Raw genomic sequence first — 14,773 nt, 5'->3', positions numbered from 1 at the left:
ATGACAGACGAGGAAATTCTGCGGCATTTCGGGTCTGTTCCCTACTTTGTTGATGAAGTCATTGAGCCCTGGGAACAAGAACGGGACAAGGAGCCTTTCCGAAAGATGATGACATGGAGTTCGGAAGGCTCCGTCAACATCATGCGGATATGCGGGACAATGCACCCGGATTACATCGGCATGACATGGCGGGAATTTCTGAAGAAAGGCCGCCGCATGAATATCAACTTAAGGGCATTTCACGATAATCCGGGGTATTATACAGATATTGTGAAGCGTCTTCCCGGTATGTTCGTAGCCATTATCGACGGCAAGGGGTACGTGACAGAAGATGGGAATCACAGGACATGCATTGGGAAATGCTTCCTTTATGACAAGGATTCACCATTCATGCATGGCGTCCGTGTCAGTGAATCCGATACAGACATGCATGCATACAGCGCATTCAGGAATCTGGTGAAAAAACTTCCGGCATACTGCGCGGCAGCGCCTGTATCCACGGAAGTGAAACGCGATGATGGAAATGGATGGGCTACGCATCACTACGATGTCCGCATTCGCCTGGAAAACCGTCGCAGAGGATATGATGCGATTTTTGACGCCGAAGAAGTGATACAGAGAATCCTTCCGGCTCTGAGCAAGGGTTTCCTTGGAAGATTCGGCGAGTATGGAAAATTACTTTTTTGAGTCAAATGGTGAGGCATGGAATAATGACTCCAGAAGAAGAGAAGCTTTTGGCCCTTTACCGGGCGGCAAGCCCCAAGATTCAAGCGGCGGTAATGGATGCACTTACTTCCGGCAAAACCCCTTCGGTAAAATATGCCGGACCTGTTGGAGCAGTCATCGTTGGCGATCTTTCTGCGGCTAGCCTCAATGTCGTCGTTAGCTCGACATCCAAAAAAAGCCCAGAGAAGCCTTGATTGCTGGACACCATAGACGTTTTTGGCTATGCTGCCGGCAGCATAGTCATCTCTGTCTGTATTGGCCAACATAGACAAGGCTGGCTATGCCCACGGAGATAGACAGTGCTGACTATGCCGGATCTCGGCGGGGAAAACATGGACTGTCTTGGAAAAAACAGACTAATTTAATTTTTTGGAACGCATATGAAGGTGTTGTTATCTATTAAACCTGAGTTTGTGAGGAAAATTTTTTTCAGATCAAAAAACATTGCTGTCCGGCTAAGGGATAAGAAAAGAGTCCAAAATCTCAGCGATGTGTGGTAAAAGAAATCACCACAACATCTTGCCACACAAGGAGATTCTGGACTTGAGTCACCATAATACACTATTCTCCCAGACGCTATCTCTGATTCCCAGACATGTTTTTCAGAAACTCGAAAGACGGCACAAAACCGGGCGCTCGTCGCGTCAATTCGGTTTCAAGGAGCAGTTCACGGTCATGGCCTTCATCCAGCTTGCCGCAAGACGTTCCATGCGCGATGGCCTGCGCTGCCTTGAGGCTGCGGGAAACCGCCTGTATCACTGGGGACTGAAAAACGTGGCCCGCTCGACCTTTGCTGACGCGAACAATTCTCGCCCCGTAGGCTTTTTCAAGGATCTGTTCGCCGAGATGTACGGCCTGTGCGCCGCAAAAGCCCCGAAGCACAAATTCCGTTTCAAATCCAAATTGTTCAGTCTGGACGCCACCACCATAAAGCTTTGCCTGTCGCTTTTTCCCTGGGCCTCGTTTCGGCAGGCCAAGGGCGGCGTCAAAGTACATACCTTGCTGGATCACGATGGCCATATCCCGGCTTTCGCAACCGTCACCGACGCCAAAACCCATGAAAGCCGCATAGCTCAGGCTATGGAGTTGCCCAGGGGCTCCATCGTGGTCTTTGACAAGGGCTTCATCAGCTATCCCTGGTTTCGGATCCTCGGGGCAAAGGGCGTCTTTTTTGTGACCCGGCTCAAGCGCAACGCCGTTTTCAAACTCCTGGAGCGCCGCCTCGTGAATCGCAAGACCGGCGTTACTTCCGATCACATCATTGAAGTCTCCAGCCGGGGAAAATCCTTACGCTTGCGCCGTATCGGCTATCGTGACCAGGAAACCGGGAAACACTACGAATTTTTGACCAACCATTTCCGGCTTTCGGCGAAAACCATCGCCGACATCTATAAAGACCGCTGGCAAATCGAGCTCTTCTTCAAGGAAATCAAACAAAATTTGCGCATAAAGACCTTCGTCGGCAACTCGGAAAACGCTGTCCTGATCCAGATTTACACGGCCCTGACGGTTTACCTGCTCCTCGCGTACCAGAAATTCCTCAGCCGTCTCGGACTCTCCGTACAGCAACTCTTCCAGCTCATTCAACTCAACCTGCTCGGCGAGGCATCCTTGGATGAACTCCTGAATCCCAGACGACGAAAATTCGATAATTCATATAACTTCACACTGTTAGATTACATCGCTTAGCCGGACAGCAATGATCAAAAAAATATGAATTTAGAAAGGTTTTATTTAGAAAAGAAGTTGAAAGTGTTATTATCTATTCTACAATGCCCGTTGGGCGTATTGTAGGTGAATTTACGATTTCTAATATCATTTCTGGGAAACCAAATATCATATGGGAACAAACTAAAGAACATTCAGGTATTACAGAAAAATTTTATACTGACTATTTCATGAACAGGAAGTTGGCGCATGCCATAGAAATAGGGCGTCTCATAAAGTACGAGATAGAAATAAATCCGTTTATAAAAATTCCTAACTTTGTTGCCCCACAGTCATTTAAGTATATCCAATGCCCAATTTAACATAAGTCCTGATCGCTAGACACCATATAGTCGTCTTTATCTATTACGGCCGCCATAGACAAGGCTGACTATGCCCGCGGAGGTTGAGGAGATGGGGTACCTTGGGTCAAAACAGGCATCCGGAGCATATCAGGCAATTATCAGCCAGATGCCGCCGCACGATGTCTATGTCGAAACCCATTTGGGTGGTGGGGCTGTGATGCGTTTGAAGCCACCCGCTGCACGGTCTATTGGCGTCGATCTTGACCAGGCTGCTCTTGACTCGTTTTCCTGCCCATATCCGGTAAAGCTGGTCTGCGCTGATGCCCACAGGTTCATAGATGAGATTGATTATGCAAGATCTGGCCGTGTACTGTTGTACGTCGATCCGCCCTATTTGCACTCCACAAGACGAGGAAAATCCAGGTATCGGTACGAATACACGGACGCGGACCATGTTGAGCTTATCCGGAAACTCCAGTCTGTTCCGGCGTATGTGATTCTTTCCGGGTATCCTTCGTCTCTGTATGATTCCTTGCTTTCCGACTGGCGTACAGTCGAATTTCAATCAATGACCAGAGGCGGAGTCCGTACCGAGAAACTCTGGATGAATTTTGATTCCGGCTTTGTGCATTGGCATTCATACGCTGGCAGGAATTTCACCGATCGCCAGCGGATTAAGCGTAAGGCATCCCGCTGGGCCGCAAAATTTCAACAGCTTCCTCCGGCTGAACGATTGGCTATACTGGACGCCCTGCTGTCCGTCCGGGATTGATTCGGCGCGAGGAGGTATTTTTGCCCAAAGGGCAGTACACCTAATGTGTGCAGCCGCTAACGTCCTGAAATATAAGCTCCAAAAGTGCCTATTCCTTGCCCAATATGTCATCCTGCTAAAAATTGACGCCGCTAATTCGTCCGTTTACGGTCCGTCCCGGAGCCTGAAGGCTGGCCCCCGTAAGGAGGTCATGCCTATGGAGCAATTCCTATCGGACGTTGCGGCCCATGTGGTTGGCGGCGTACTGGTTGCGTTCATACTGCGCCGGATTTTCCGGCGATAGGTAAAACGAAGCCCCTGTAGGAATTGCAGTCCTACAGGGGCGAAAACCTGAGAAGCCCATTCTCGGGGGCTTGCCCCGGCTCCGGGGCCGAGTGTGATCAGCACTCGGCCTTCTTTTATGGCGCGGTATGTGCCTTGTCAATGTCGCCACCGTTGGATGGCGCGCGATGCTGCATAGTCATTTTTGCCTATGCAGCCAGGCAACATAGATATTTCTGTCTATTTTGGCCAAACCGTACATGCCTTCCAGGATTGCCATTCGGGCCACTGTCGGTGGCCCAAATGCCGGTCCCATTTCTAGTCGTACATAGCGTCCAGGGCGTCCTCTTCGCTCATGGCGTCTTCGCGGAATGCGCCCGCAAGCTCCGCCTGCTCCGGGTCAAATTCCACGATCAGTCCCGGGTTTTCACTGATGGCCGCCAGCTTCTCATTCGTGCTTTCGCTCAGATTTTCCTCGTCCGTGGGGCGGACGTAACTGTAGTCCGGATTATTCTTTTCGCACATATTTCCTCCGTTAGCGCGTAACGCCTTGCTGTTTGTTCTGGGACATTCTTTGCTGCTGCATCCAATTCTGGCGCATGGCGATGGCTTTGTTCAGCTCTGGCTGTACTTGCCGCCTGATGGCCTCCGCTCCAAGCTTGCTGCGCGTGGCCAGATCGTTGAAATCGGTGAACTCCCTGCCTTTCTCTTCTGGCGTAAAAATCGGAAACACGGCCAGTCCGCCCACCTTTTTGGCCGCAAGCTCCGCTTTGGCCCTGCCGGGATTTGTGGGCAAATGCCGGTCGTCGTCACCGGCAATGAGGATGGCTTTTTCCGGATATTTCTCCCTGAAAGCCTCGGCCACATGGACCACATTGCCGGAATCAAAGGCGGCAATGGTCGCAAATCCCAGCTCCTTGGCCAGACTGGCCGCCGTCGCATAGCCTTCGGCAATGACAATGGCCGGAGCCTTCAACACCTCGTCCATGCCTCTGCTGCCGCCGACCGGATGAAAGCAGCCTTCTTTCTTGCCGCCAGCCGCAAAGCGCTTGGTGCCGTCAGGCTGGATATACTGCATGGTCCAGACCTTGCCGTCCACGTCCTGGGCGGGCAGGCAGGTTACGCCGTCTTTGCCCAGATATACGCCTGTCTGTGGGCCAATCCCTTTGGCCCGCATGTACTTCGTGGGTTCCTCCGCAGCCGTCATCCCGCCCAGTTGATGCAGGACGCGCTGCGCCGTGCGGTTGTGTGTCGCCTCCAGCTCTTCCGCCCGCGCCTTCAGCTTTTCCGCGCTTCGTGCCGCGAACGCGGCCTTGTCCTCTGGCGTCAGAATCTTGCCTTCGGACTTCCAGCGCATCTCCTCGCCGCTGCGGTTGTTTTTGGCGTACCCTGCCGGGCGGCCGTCCAGATGCCCAACGTAAAATCCGCTTTGCTGCCCTGGCCGGTCATCTTCCAGCGGAGCGCGATGGCTCTTGCCATCCATGATGGGATGTTCACCATCCACCACGAATCCCATTTGCCGCAATGTCTGGGCAAACTCCTGTCTGGGATCGAGGGCCGGGGTCTGCTCCGGCTGGCGCTGGTTTTCGGGGAGCCACTTTTCAAGTTTGCTTATATCTGCTTCTGGGCCAACATACCAACTCTTTGTCCGGGTGTCCCACTTCGCGCCAAGTTCTCTGGCCGCGTCTTTCTCCCCGAAAGGCACGGCCAGATATGTCCGCTGTTCCTCCGGGCGCTTCGGCTTTTCCGGCTGCTGCGCCTGGTTCTCTGGGAACCAATGTTGGAAAGGCGCGGGATCAACGCCGGAAGGCACATACCATGCCCGCTCCATCCGATCCCATTTCGCGCCGAGTTCTCTGGCCGCATCCTTCTCCCCGAAAGGCACGGCCAGATATGTCCGGTCTTCTTTGTCCTGGGTGTTCGCGGCCGGCATAGTCTGGTCCTGCTGCTGTTGCTGTTCTTCTTCCTGCACTGCTTCGCGGTTCTGAGCCAGCCAGCTTTTCCCCCAGTCGTATGGAGTCTGACCGGCCACGGAAATCACCGTATTTTCATGCTCCCACGGGCAAGTGCGGGGCGCTTGGGTGTTGAAGTCGGAATCCGAACCGCCAGCAGACAGCCAGCCCGCGATAAATTGTTCCCGCTGGTCCTGTGTCAACGTCTTCGTATCCACTTCCAGCAGTTCCCCCGCAGCTTGCCGGGCAGTCTGCCCAAGGACTTTCTCGCGCTCCAGCTCCAGCACATAATCCATGATTTTTTCGGCATCCGCCGCCGCACGGAATATCTCTCGTGGATCATCCTCCAGGACCTTGCACCAGCTTTCCACATAGGCGGCATGGCTGTCGTCTTCCCGGCCAGACAAGCCGACCTCCGCCCCAAGCATCATGCTTGCGATCTCCGCCCGCAACTCTTCCTTGGCGTATTCAATGCTGCCGAAGGGATTGCGTCCAACTTCCCGGTCCAGACGGCTTGAGTGGCCGGTCCAATGCCCAAGCTCGTGCAGGGCGGTGGAGTAATACCCGTCGGCGGATTGGAACTGCTCTTGTCTGGGCAGAACAATCTTGTCCTCGCTGGCCCTGTAGAAAGCCCGGTTTCCCGCCTTGTGCTCGATGCGCGCCCCGCTGGCGGCAATGATGTCTTCTGCCCGTTGAACAGGGGCCCAGTCCCTTTTTTCCGGCCTCTCGATGGCTGGCAGGCCGTCAATCTGTTCCGCGTTGAAGACAGTAAAAACAAAGCTCCTTGGGCGTTCCAGCTCAACAATCACTTTCTTTTTTTGGCCGTCTTCGTCCTTGACGGTCTTTTCTTCCTGAAACTGCCAATAAATGAGTGGGATGCCCTTTTCTCCTTTTTTGACTTGTGCCCCGACGCTCTGGGCCTGCTGATAGGTCATCCACCTGGGATCTTCGCGCTCCTGGGCCATGAGCCACATCATATTTCCGCCGCGATACCGCTTGCCGGTGGTGCCATTGATGGGGAAAGCTTCCTGCACGCCTTTCCAAGGTTTCTGCCACGGAGCCGTGCCGGATCGTATTTTTTCAATGAGCGTTTCCGCTATCCGCGTATACAGCTCCTTCTGTGTCGCCATGATCATCCTCCGACCAGAGAAAAAGCGTTGTGAGCGTTGTTTTGACGCATCCGATTTCCAGCGCGCCGAAATACCGCCCGTCAAAGCTGCGAGGATGGGGCGACATGAGCAAAACCTCTCCGGTTTTCAGCACGCACCTGGTCGGCACGGAAATCATGCCGGGCAGATTAAAAATCCGTCTGCTCTGGGGTAGGGTCTGGCCATTGACACTCACTGCCTCCGCGCTGATTTCAATCTGGTCGCCACCTCCTGCCGCTATGCGTTTGATGATCATTTCCGTCCCGGATTCACAAAGCCCTGGAGCAAGCCAGCCCCGCTCCCGGACTGAACGAAAAATTTTTTTCCCGGGTGGGCAGACAAGCACCAGGTCGCCTTTCCGTGGTGTCCGATATGTCTTCAGATACAGGCCCTCCGGGAATGAAGGTGATGTGTTGATGACTATGGCGCTTTGCGCCAACGCCAGAAAAAGAAGGCATCCCGCCACGCCAAAGACGATCCGGCGCATCAGTCAATCCGCACTCTCTGGGGTTCTTCCCGCAGCACTTCCGATTCAGCCGGAGGATTGCACTGCGACCGGGCGCGAAACACCGGGTCCAGAAAATAGGGCATCTGCTTGCCGTAGATGGCCGGGAAACCGGCGGCAAAAATGAGCATGTCTCCGCCCTCGATCAGGTTTTCTCCGTCTTTTCTCGGAGGCGGCATCCGGGTCACTTCGTCGTCGGTCATAAGTGGCCGCGAAACTTCCTGCATGGCCTTTGAAACCTGTCCCAGCACCGCGCCCATACGTTTGCCGGACACTGTGACCTGCTCTTTGACCACAGTGGTCTGCCCGGTCATCTGGGACAGATATCTGGCCGTTTCCTGTCTATTGGGCTGAAATGCGTTCTGGATGTGACAATTGGAGGAAATGGCTTCGTCCTTGCCGTAGCCGGTTTCTTCACTTCGTAGCTGCGTCACGTCCTGACAGATGATGTAAAACCGGATGCCATAGCCCGCCAGAAACGCCAGGGACTCCTGAACGATTTCGAGTTTGCCCAAGGAGGGAAATTCATCCATCATCATGAGCAGTCTGTGTTTGTAGCAGGCCCTTGCCCGGCGGCCACCGCCCGGCGTATCCACAAAATCCATCTTGGTGGCCAGAATGCGGCAGATCATATTGATGAGCACCCGAACCAGCGGCTTGAGCCGTACTTTATCGGCTGGCTGGGTTACGATGTACAATGAGACCGGCTTTTCCGAGTTCATGAGGTCATGGATTTTGAAGCCGCAATGCTTCACATTCGCACGGACAACGGGGTCCCTATACAAAGACAGATAGGACTTGGCTGTGGACAGGACCGAACCAGCTTCCTGTGGCGGCCGGTCAAGCATGTCTCGTGCGCTCTGGCCAACCACGATATGATTTTCTCCGTTCTTATGGGGATAGGCTTTCATCTCTGCCCACAAAGCATCGACTGGCCGCACAGGGTCGGAAAGCATGGCGTCCAGCGCTGGCAGGCTGGCTTCGTCGCAGTCATTGTTCTGCTTTTTGTAAAGCAGGTGCAGGATGCACCCGACCAGCAGCGCCTGGCTGGTCTTTTGCCAGTGGTCCCGCAGGCCTTTTCCGTCAGGGTCAACAATGCAGGTGGCCAGATTCTGGGCATCGCCGATTTCGTATTCCGTGCCGATGCGGATTTCTTCCATCGGATTCCAGCCAACCGACCCATACGATGATGCGGGCTCGAAGCGCAGCACATGGTTGTTGGCGTGTTCTTTTCTCCAGCCCGCCGTCAGCGCCCGCAGCTCGCCTTTAAGGTCGGTGATGACGCAGCTCTGCGTCACAGACAGCAACGTGGGGATGACCAGGCAGATGCCTTTCCCGGATCGGGTAGGAGCGACGCAAAGCAGATGCTCACTGCCCGCGTGCCGCAGATAATGCTTCCGTCCTCTGGCGTCCTGCCAGCCACCCACATACACGCCCTCCTGCGCGAACAGCCCGGCGGCCTCGATGTCTTTCTTTGCCGCCCATTTGGCGCTGCCGTGCATGTATTCGTTCGCTTGCGCCGTATTTGCCGTCAGGTGTCGCCGGAAAAGCATGGCAATCAGCCCGATCGCGCTGACAGCCATACCGCCGCTGCCTGTGTCCATGAACGCCTGCGTATTCTGCGCCCACCACGCTTTTGCCCAGAAAAATATCTGCCACGGGAAATATATGTGCTGAATGTTCGCGCCCAAAGACGGATGGTAATTAACCTGCGCTGCAAACCACTGGGTGGCCACCATCAGTCCCAGCAGCCAGCAAAAAAACACGCTCGCAGCATTCGCGTAACGGGCCCGCTTTTTGACTGCTCTCTGCATGACCATCGGGGTCATATTTTTTGGTTTCATATTATCGGCTCCAGAAGAAGGATTTTGAACGCGAGCGGGCTTCAGACCGCTCACGCTCTGCCAGAATATGCAGGCGTTGTTGCTGCATGTCCGAATTTTTGAAGCTCACCGGTGGCATTCCCGGTTCCGCCGACAATTCTACCAGCTTACCTTTGAACTCTTCAGAGCCTTCAACCTCCAGGTGTCCTCGATGGACCCTCACCGCCCGCAGATATGCCCTCTTCAGATTATCGTCTTTGACGAAATCCGGGAAATAGAACGTCTCCCCGTTGTCCCGGCTGCCGTCGGGCATGATCAGATTGCCTTTGTTGGTGACCTTCACCGCCTCGCCTGTGGGAATGCCTTCCTGACGGACGCCGTAAATACGATTCGGCATGGCCGCCTCTTTTATTGCCCGCGCCTGAATCGCCTTCAGCGCGTCCTCGTTTCCGGCCAGCGCTTCCTGCTCCAGATACTCCCGCCATGTCTGTGGCGGAGCCGGGTTCTTGTATTTGGCGTACACGGCCTGCCGCGCCTTCGCGGCAGAACGCTTCTCCATATTCAGCAGCATTGCTGTCCGGCTAAGGGATAAGAAAAGAGTCCAAAATCTCAGCGATGTGTGGTAAAAGAAATCACCACAACATCTTGCCACACAAGGAGATTCTGGACTTGAGTCACCATAATACACTATTCTCCCAGACGCTATCTCTGATTCCCAGACATGTTTTTCAGAAACTCGAAAGACGGCACAAAACCGGGCGCTCGTCGCGTCAATTCGGTTTCAAGGAGCAGTTCACGGTCATGGCCTTCATCCAGCTTGCCGCAAGACGTTCCATGCGCGATGGCCTGCGCTGCCTTGAGGCTGCGGGAAACCGCCTGTATCACTGGGGACTGAAAAACGTGGCCCGCTCGACCTTTGCTGACGCGAACAATTCTCGCCCCGTAGGCTTTTTCAAGGATCTGTTCGCCGAGATGTACGGCCTGTGCGCCGCAAAAGCCCCGAAGCACAAATTCCGTTTCAAATCCAAATTGTTCAGTCTGGACGCCACCACCATAAAGCTTTGCCTGTCGCTTTTTCCCTGGGCCTCGTTTCGGCAGGCCAAGGGCGGCGTCAAAGTACATACCTTGCTGGATCACGATGGCCATATCCCGGCTTTCGCAACCGTCACCGACGCCAAAACCCATGAAAGCCGCATAGCTCAGGCTATGGAGTTGCCCAGGGGCTCCATCGTGGTCTTTGACAAGGGCTTCATCAGCTATCCCTGGTTTCGGATCCTCGGGGCAAAGGGTGTCTTTTTTGTGACCCGGCTCAAGCGCAACGCCGTTTTCAAACTCCTGGAGCGCCGCCTCGTGAATCGCAAGACCGGCGTTACTTCCGATCACATCATTGAAGTCTCCAGCCGGGGAAAATCCTTACGCTTGCGCCGTATCGGCTATCGTGACCAGGAAACCGGGAAACACTACGAATTTTTGACCAACCATTTCCGGCTTTCGGCGAAAACCATCGCCGACATCTATAAAGACCGCTGGCAAATCGAGCTCTTCTTCAAGGAAATCAAACAAAATTTGCGCATAAAGACCTTCGTCGGCAACTCGGAAAATGCGGTTCTGATCCAGATTTACACGGCCCTGACGGTTTACCTGCTCCTCGCGTACCAGAAATTCCTCAGCCGTCTCGGACTCTCCGTACAGCAACTCTTCCAGCTCATTCAACTCAACCTGCTCGGCGAGGCATCCTTGGATGAACTCCTGAATCCCAGACGACGAAAATTCGATAATTCATATAACTTCACACTGTTAGATTACATCGCTTAGCCGGACAGCAATGTATCAGATTATAATCCTCAACTCCACGGCATTCCAGCTCTACAATCTAAATTTTCATACTGCTGAAGCGTAAATTTTATTCCAGCTATTTCCAGATATCACATCATCCCCGCCGCCGAATATATGATCGTCATTGCTCGGAAGATATGAAATGTCGTAGAGCGTTTCGATGCTGTCGCCCTGGTCGGAGCCGAAAATATATTTCGGCGCAATGATCCATTCCGAAGACTCTCTCACGTTGTTGACCGTCACCGCCGCGCCCCTGTCCTCATAGTAACCGCCAGTGGAGGCCAGATCCGTAGGCGCCCAGGATTTATCCTCCATGCGGAGCTTGTTCTCCAGATAGAGCATCTTGCTGCGTGCTTGCAGGTACTCGTCCGTCAGACCCTTGCCGGTCTGTGGGTCGTACAGGGCCAGCTCCATGTTCTTGTTGAACTTCTGATACAGTCCGTCATCACCGCGCACCGCGAACGGATTCAGATGGACCAGCGCATAACGCACGGAAATATCGTTCCGGGCCAGTTCGGCAATCTGATCCGGGGATTTGTCGAGCAGAGAAATGACAGTAGTTGTTTTTCCGGAAATAGCTTTATGTATAAGCCCAAGTGTAGAGTAAAGATCTTCCCGGATTATCTCCGATGTAACAGGCGCATATCCTTCAACAAGCAATCCTCCCCACGCATTCAGCATCCGCTCAAGAGTCATCTCTGTATTTCTTGATATGCCATCAAAAAATTCTGTTATGTCCTTTATGTTCTGCTCTTCATTTCCAGATTGAAAATGAATGTCCGCCTTTATGAATAAATCATACAGAGCCAGACTGTCTGTCATTTGCAACACACCATGACCAAATGTGTAGCCCAATCCTGTCTCAATATATATGCCTGTATGCCTTCCCGGTTGAGCCAGAAGGCCATATGGTGAATCCTGTGTTGTCAGTTCGACGCCACGTTCGCCGTATATGTTATGAATTTTTTCAGCCCGAAACTGGCTCTCTCCTCCAAGAAAAGAAAACAAATGACTGATATTGTTCTGCTTTAAACCCCCATTATCAGGAGAAAATCCCGCTCCATTGATGGTAACGACTTTATCGATCAGACCGGGAAATAAACGGGACGCCGCGGAAGCCAGATGTCCGCCCAGACTGTGCCCGGCAGCGGAAAGACTGGTTACGCCGCACAGCGCGCCATCTTCTTGCGCCGTTACAAAAGATTTCTCTATACGATATACATTAAGTCCAGGCCTATCGACAATAACATTTGCGTCGTTGAAAATCTCTGTATAAATCGCTATAAGATCTTCCGGATCTTCTGACGCATTTCTCAATCTTTCAGACAATTCATCATCATATACCAGAGATGCAACAGAATATACATCTCCGCTTCCGGCTGTAAGCTTTTGAATATCGTTATATAAGTCAATAATCTGCTTTATCGCCAGACCATCAGCGACTATATCTCCGTCTGCGGCAATATCGCCAATGTCATTGCTGTCCGGCTAAGCGATGTAATCTAACAGTGTGAAGTTATATGAATTATCGAATTTTCGTCGTCTGGGATTCAGGAGTTCATCCAAGGATGCCTCGCCGAGCAGGTTGAGTTGAATGAGCTGGAAGAGTTGCTGTACGGAGAGTCCGAGACGGCTGAGGAATTTCTGGTACGCGAGGAGCAGGTAAACCGTCAGGGCCGTGTAAATCTGGATCAGAACCGCATTTTCCGAGTTGCCGACGAAGGTCTTTATGCGCAAATTTTGTTTGATTTCCTTGAAGAAGAGCTCGATTTGCCAGCGGTCTTTATAGATGTCGGCGATGGTTTTCGCCGAAAGCCGGAAATGGTTGGTCAAAAATTCGTAGTGTTTCCCGGTTTCCTGGTCACGATAGCCGATACGGCGCAAGCGTAAGGATTTTCCCCGGCTGGAGACTTCAATGATGTGATCGGAAGTAACGCCGGTCTTGCGATTCACGAGGCGGCGCTCCAGGAGTTTGAAAACGGCGTTGCGCTTGAGCCGGGTCACAAAAAAGACACCCTTTGCCCCGAGGATCCGAAACCAGGGATAGCTGATGAAGCCCTTGTCAAAGACCACGATGGAGCCCCTGGGCAACTCCATAGCCTGAGCTATGCGGCTTTCATGGATTTTGGCGTCGGTGACGGTTGCGAAAGCCGGGATATGGCCATCGTGATCCAGCAAGGTATGTACTTTGACGCCGCCCTTGGCCTGCCGAAACGAGGCCCAGGGAAAAAGCGCCAGGCAAAGCTTTATGGTGGTGGCGTCCAGACTGAACAATTTGGATTTGAAACGGAATTTGTGCTTCGGGGCTTTTGCGGCGCACAGGCCGTACATCTCGGCGAACAGATCCTTGAAAAAGCCTGCGGGGCGAGAATTGTTCGCGTCAGCAAAGGTCGAGCGGGCCACGTTTTTCAGTCCCCAGTGATACAGGCGGTTTCCCGCAGCCTCAAGGCAGCGCAGGCCATCGCGCATGGAACGTCTTGCGGCAAGCTGGATGAAGGCCATGACCGTGAACTGCTCCTTGAAACCGAATTGACGCGACGAGCGCCCGGTTTTGTGCCGTCTTTCGAGTTTCTGAAAAACATGTCTGGGAATCAGAGATAGCGTCTGGGAGAATAGTGTATTATGGTGACTCAAGTCCAAAATCTCCTTGTATGGCAAGATGTTGTGGTGATTTCTTTTACCACATATCGCTGAGATTTTGGACTCTTTTCTTATCCCTTAGCCGGACAGCAATGCGCCAATGTCGCTGGGCTCCGTGCCTCGGAACTCCAGAACATAGTTGGCGCCGGTCTTGCTTTTGAACACTGTGGACGAATAGCCGCTTTCCGTATTGGGCGTGTGAGCCTTTATATCCCACTTTGAAACAAAATTAACGGCCTGAATAGGCGAAAACCTGCCATCGCGATCTTTGTCCTGAAGTGCAGCGCCAACTTGAGCATCATTATTTATATTGACACCAGAAAAATCAACATAGCTTACTTCAGAAATAGATGAAAAATCGTAATATGACTTCATTTTACGTTCCTTCCTAATTCTTGAAATTCAGATAGATATTTACTAAATATTTTCCAATCAGGATCACACCTCTCACATCCAATAAACACCTTTCGAGGATGCATCTCTCCAGGATAACCCGAATTAACAACAACCTTCTTCAGGACAATCTCTCCAGTTTTTACATCTTCAACTGTTTCAATCCTCCTCCTAACAGGAAAAATAGGGTTAGATTTTTCCATTATTATCCAGTGAAAGCGCTCGTTGAAGACATACCATATTTTCTTACCATCACGATAATTATCAGATAAATCTTTCCACGTCAGTGTTTCCGCAACGCCTGGGTTTTCAGCTTTCCATTGCTCCGGTGTTTTATATACCCATACCCCTGCTTCCGTGGCACAGTAATATTTGTGCAGTACATACGTGGGTATCTGGTCCCAGAAGACCAGAAGATACAAGCCAATGGCCGCGCCAAAACCCCAGCGCTTGCCGCTGCGGCCGGTACGTTTTGCGAAATCCACAGCCGCCCAGATCAGAAAGGGGTACATACAAACAACCCAGAAAAGCCCCATAAGAAGCAGGATTTCATAGAAAATATAGGCCAGCCCCGCGCCACGGAAGAAGAAAATAAAAAGCGCCATGATGATGGCGCAAAATATGGTGAATCCCAGTATCCAGCGAAGCGGCAGAGGCATCCGGCTTGTTTTATCTGGCAGGTTGTCCATTTATTATGCTTCCTTG

The 14,773-nt window shown here is 52.5% G+C and carries 14 protein-coding genes; 5 read left to right on the top strand and 9 right to left on the bottom strand.

Annotation, left to right across the window (positions count from 1 at the left end; genetic code table 11):
* The 4 genes from AXF15_RS09945 to AXF15_RS09930 all read left to right on the top strand — a co-directional run bounded on the left by AXF15_RS09945 (nucleotide 1) and on the right by AXF15_RS09930 (nucleotide 3,510).
* The gene (locus AXF15_RS09945) at nucleotides 1-687 is read left to right on the top strand and encodes a hypothetical protein (protein WP_066606791.1); all 687 of its coding nucleotides are present in this window, start codon (nucleotides 1-3) and stop codon (nucleotides 685-687) included.
* A gap of 23 nt (nucleotides 688-710) precedes the next feature.
* Complete coding sequence (locus tag AXF15_RS14060) at nucleotides 711-920, top strand: hypothetical protein (protein ID WP_151192349.1); 210 nt, start codon at nucleotides 711-713, stop codon at nucleotides 918-920.
* A gap of 295 nt (nucleotides 921-1,215) precedes the next feature.
* Nucleotides 1,216-2,415: an IS4 family transposase gene (locus tag AXF15_RS09940; protein ID WP_236884767.1), complete on the top strand. Its 1,200-nt coding sequence runs from the start codon at nucleotides 1,216-1,218 to the stop codon at nucleotides 2,413-2,415.
* A gap of 432 nt (nucleotides 2,416-2,847) precedes the next feature.
* Entirely contained in the window at nucleotides 2,848-3,510 is a 663-nt protein-coding gene (locus AXF15_RS09930; RefSeq protein ID WP_066608909.1) for a DNA adenine methylase, read from the top strand.
* 579 nt (nucleotides 3,511-4,089) lie between these two features.
* Here the strand turns inward: AXF15_RS09930 and AXF15_RS09920 are convergent.
* Genes AXF15_RS09920 through AXF15_RS09900 form a run of 5 tightly spaced genes read right to left on the bottom strand, consistent with a single transcriptional unit; the run spans nucleotide 4,090 to nucleotide 9,770 of the window.
* Nucleotides 4,090-4,296 (bottom strand): hypothetical protein, encoded by a 207-nt coding sequence (locus AXF15_RS09920; RefSeq protein ID WP_066606786.1) that lies wholly within the window; start codon nucleotides 4,294-4,296, stop codon nucleotides 4,090-4,092.
* A gap of 10 nt (nucleotides 4,297-4,306) precedes the next feature.
* Nucleotides 4,307-6,853, bottom strand: a complete 2,547-nt coding sequence (locus tag AXF15_RS14600) for a zincin-like metallopeptidase domain-containing protein (protein ID WP_066606784.1) — start codon at nucleotides 6,851-6,853, stop codon at nucleotides 4,307-4,309.
* Complete coding sequence (gene traF / locus AXF15_RS09910) at nucleotides 6,804-7,358, bottom strand: conjugative transfer signal peptidase TraF (RefSeq protein ID WP_066606779.1); 555 nt, start codon at nucleotides 7,356-7,358, stop codon at nucleotides 6,804-6,806. The genes AXF15_RS14600 and traF overlap by 50 nt, the downstream gene beginning before the upstream one ends.
* Entirely contained in the window at nucleotides 7,358-9,220 is a 1,863-nt protein-coding gene (locus AXF15_RS09905) for a type IV secretory system conjugative DNA transfer family protein (protein ID WP_066606776.1), read from the bottom strand. The genes traF and AXF15_RS09905 overlap by 1 nt, the downstream gene beginning before the upstream one ends.
* Before the next feature lies 1 nt (nucleotide 9,221).
* Nucleotides 9,222-9,770, bottom strand: coding sequence for a hypothetical protein (locus AXF15_RS09900; protein WP_066606773.1), 549 nt, complete (start codon nucleotides 9,768-9,770; stop codon nucleotides 9,222-9,224).
* A gap of 44 nt (nucleotides 9,771-9,814) precedes the next feature.
* Between AXF15_RS09900 and AXF15_RS09895 the strand changes: the two genes are divergently transcribed.
* On the top strand, nucleotides 9,815-11,014 hold the full coding sequence (locus tag AXF15_RS09895; RefSeq protein ID WP_236884767.1) for an IS4 family transposase: 1,200 nt from the start codon (nucleotides 9,815-9,817) through the stop codon (nucleotides 11,012-11,014).
* Between the two features lie 66 nt (nucleotides 11,015-11,080).
* On the opposite strand, the gene AXF15_RS14055 is transcribed toward AXF15_RS09895, so the two are convergent.
* The 4 genes from AXF15_RS14055 to AXF15_RS09870 all read right to left on the bottom strand — a co-directional run bounded on the left by AXF15_RS14055 (nucleotide 11,081) and on the right by AXF15_RS09870 (nucleotide 14,757).
* Nucleotides 11,081-12,364 (bottom strand): hypothetical protein, encoded by a 1,284-nt coding sequence (locus tag AXF15_RS14055; protein WP_151192348.1) that lies wholly within the window; start codon nucleotides 12,362-12,364, stop codon nucleotides 11,081-11,083.
* A 159-nt stretch (nucleotides 12,365-12,523) separates the two neighbouring features.
* Nucleotides 12,524-13,669, bottom strand: a complete 1,146-nt coding sequence (locus AXF15_RS09880) for an IS4 family transposase (RefSeq protein ID WP_066606766.1) — start codon at nucleotides 13,667-13,669, stop codon at nucleotides 12,524-12,526.
* Between the two features lie 84 nt (nucleotides 13,670-13,753).
* Nucleotides 13,754-14,050, bottom strand: a complete 297-nt coding sequence (locus AXF15_RS09875; RefSeq protein ID WP_066606758.1) for a hypothetical protein — start codon at nucleotides 14,048-14,050, stop codon at nucleotides 13,754-13,756.
* Nucleotides 14,047-14,757 (bottom strand): hypothetical protein, encoded by a 711-nt coding sequence (locus tag AXF15_RS09870; protein ID WP_066606757.1) that lies wholly within the window; start codon nucleotides 14,755-14,757, stop codon nucleotides 14,047-14,049. Before AXF15_RS09870 ends, AXF15_RS09875 begins: the two co-directional genes overlap by 4 nt.
* Nucleotides 14,758-14,773: the final 16 nt, after the last annotated feature.

It is taken from the genome of Desulfomicrobium orale DSM 12838 (assembly GCF_001553625.1).
In the GTDB taxonomy this organism is placed as follows: Bacteria; Desulfobacterota; Desulfovibrionia; order Desulfovibrionales; family Desulfomicrobiaceae; genus Desulfomicrobium; species Desulfomicrobium orale.
Note: the sequence above shows the minus strand (reverse complement) of the source record. Positions and strands in the feature narration are given on the sequence as shown.

Coding starts and splice junctions, on each gene's coding strand:
- AXF15_RS09945 (WP_066606791.1), top strand. CDS start 1: ATGACAGACGAGGAAATTCTGCGGCATTTCGGGTCTGTTCCCTACTTT.
- AXF15_RS14060 (WP_151192349.1), top strand. CDS start 711: ATGACTCCAGAAGAAGAGAAGCTTTTGGCCCTTTACCGGGCGGCAAGC.
- AXF15_RS09940 (WP_236884767.1), top strand. CDS start 1,216: ATGTGTGGTAAAAGAAATCACCACAACATCTTGCCACACAAGGAGATT.
- AXF15_RS09930 (WP_066608909.1), top strand. CDS start 2,848: ATGGGGTACCTTGGGTCAAAACAGGCATCCGGAGCATATCAGGCAATT.
- AXF15_RS09920 (WP_066606786.1), bottom strand. CDS start 4,296: ATGTGCGAAAAGAATAATCCGGACTACAGTTACGTCCGCCCCACGGAC.
- AXF15_RS14600 (WP_066606784.1), bottom strand. CDS start 6,853: ATGGCGACACAGAAGGAGCTGTATACGCGGATAGCGGAAACGCTCATT.
- traF (WP_066606779.1), bottom strand. CDS start 7,358: ATGCGCCGGATCGTCTTTGGCGTGGCGGGATGCCTTCTTTTTCTGGCG.
- AXF15_RS09905 (WP_066606776.1), bottom strand. CDS start 9,220: ATGAAACCAAAAAATATGACCCCGATGGTCATGCAGAGAGCAGTCAAA.
- AXF15_RS09900 (WP_066606773.1), bottom strand. CDS start 9,770: ATGCTGCTGAATATGGAGAAGCGTTCTGCCGCGAAGGCGCGGCAGGCC.
- AXF15_RS09895 (WP_236884767.1), top strand. CDS start 9,815: ATGTGTGGTAAAAGAAATCACCACAACATCTTGCCACACAAGGAGATT.
- AXF15_RS09875 (WP_066606758.1), bottom strand. CDS start 14,050: ATGAAGTCATATTACGATTTTTCATCTATTTCTGAAGTAAGCTATGTT.
- AXF15_RS09870 (WP_066606757.1), bottom strand. CDS start 14,757: ATGGACAACCTGCCAGATAAAACAAGCCGGATGCCTCTGCCGCTTCGC.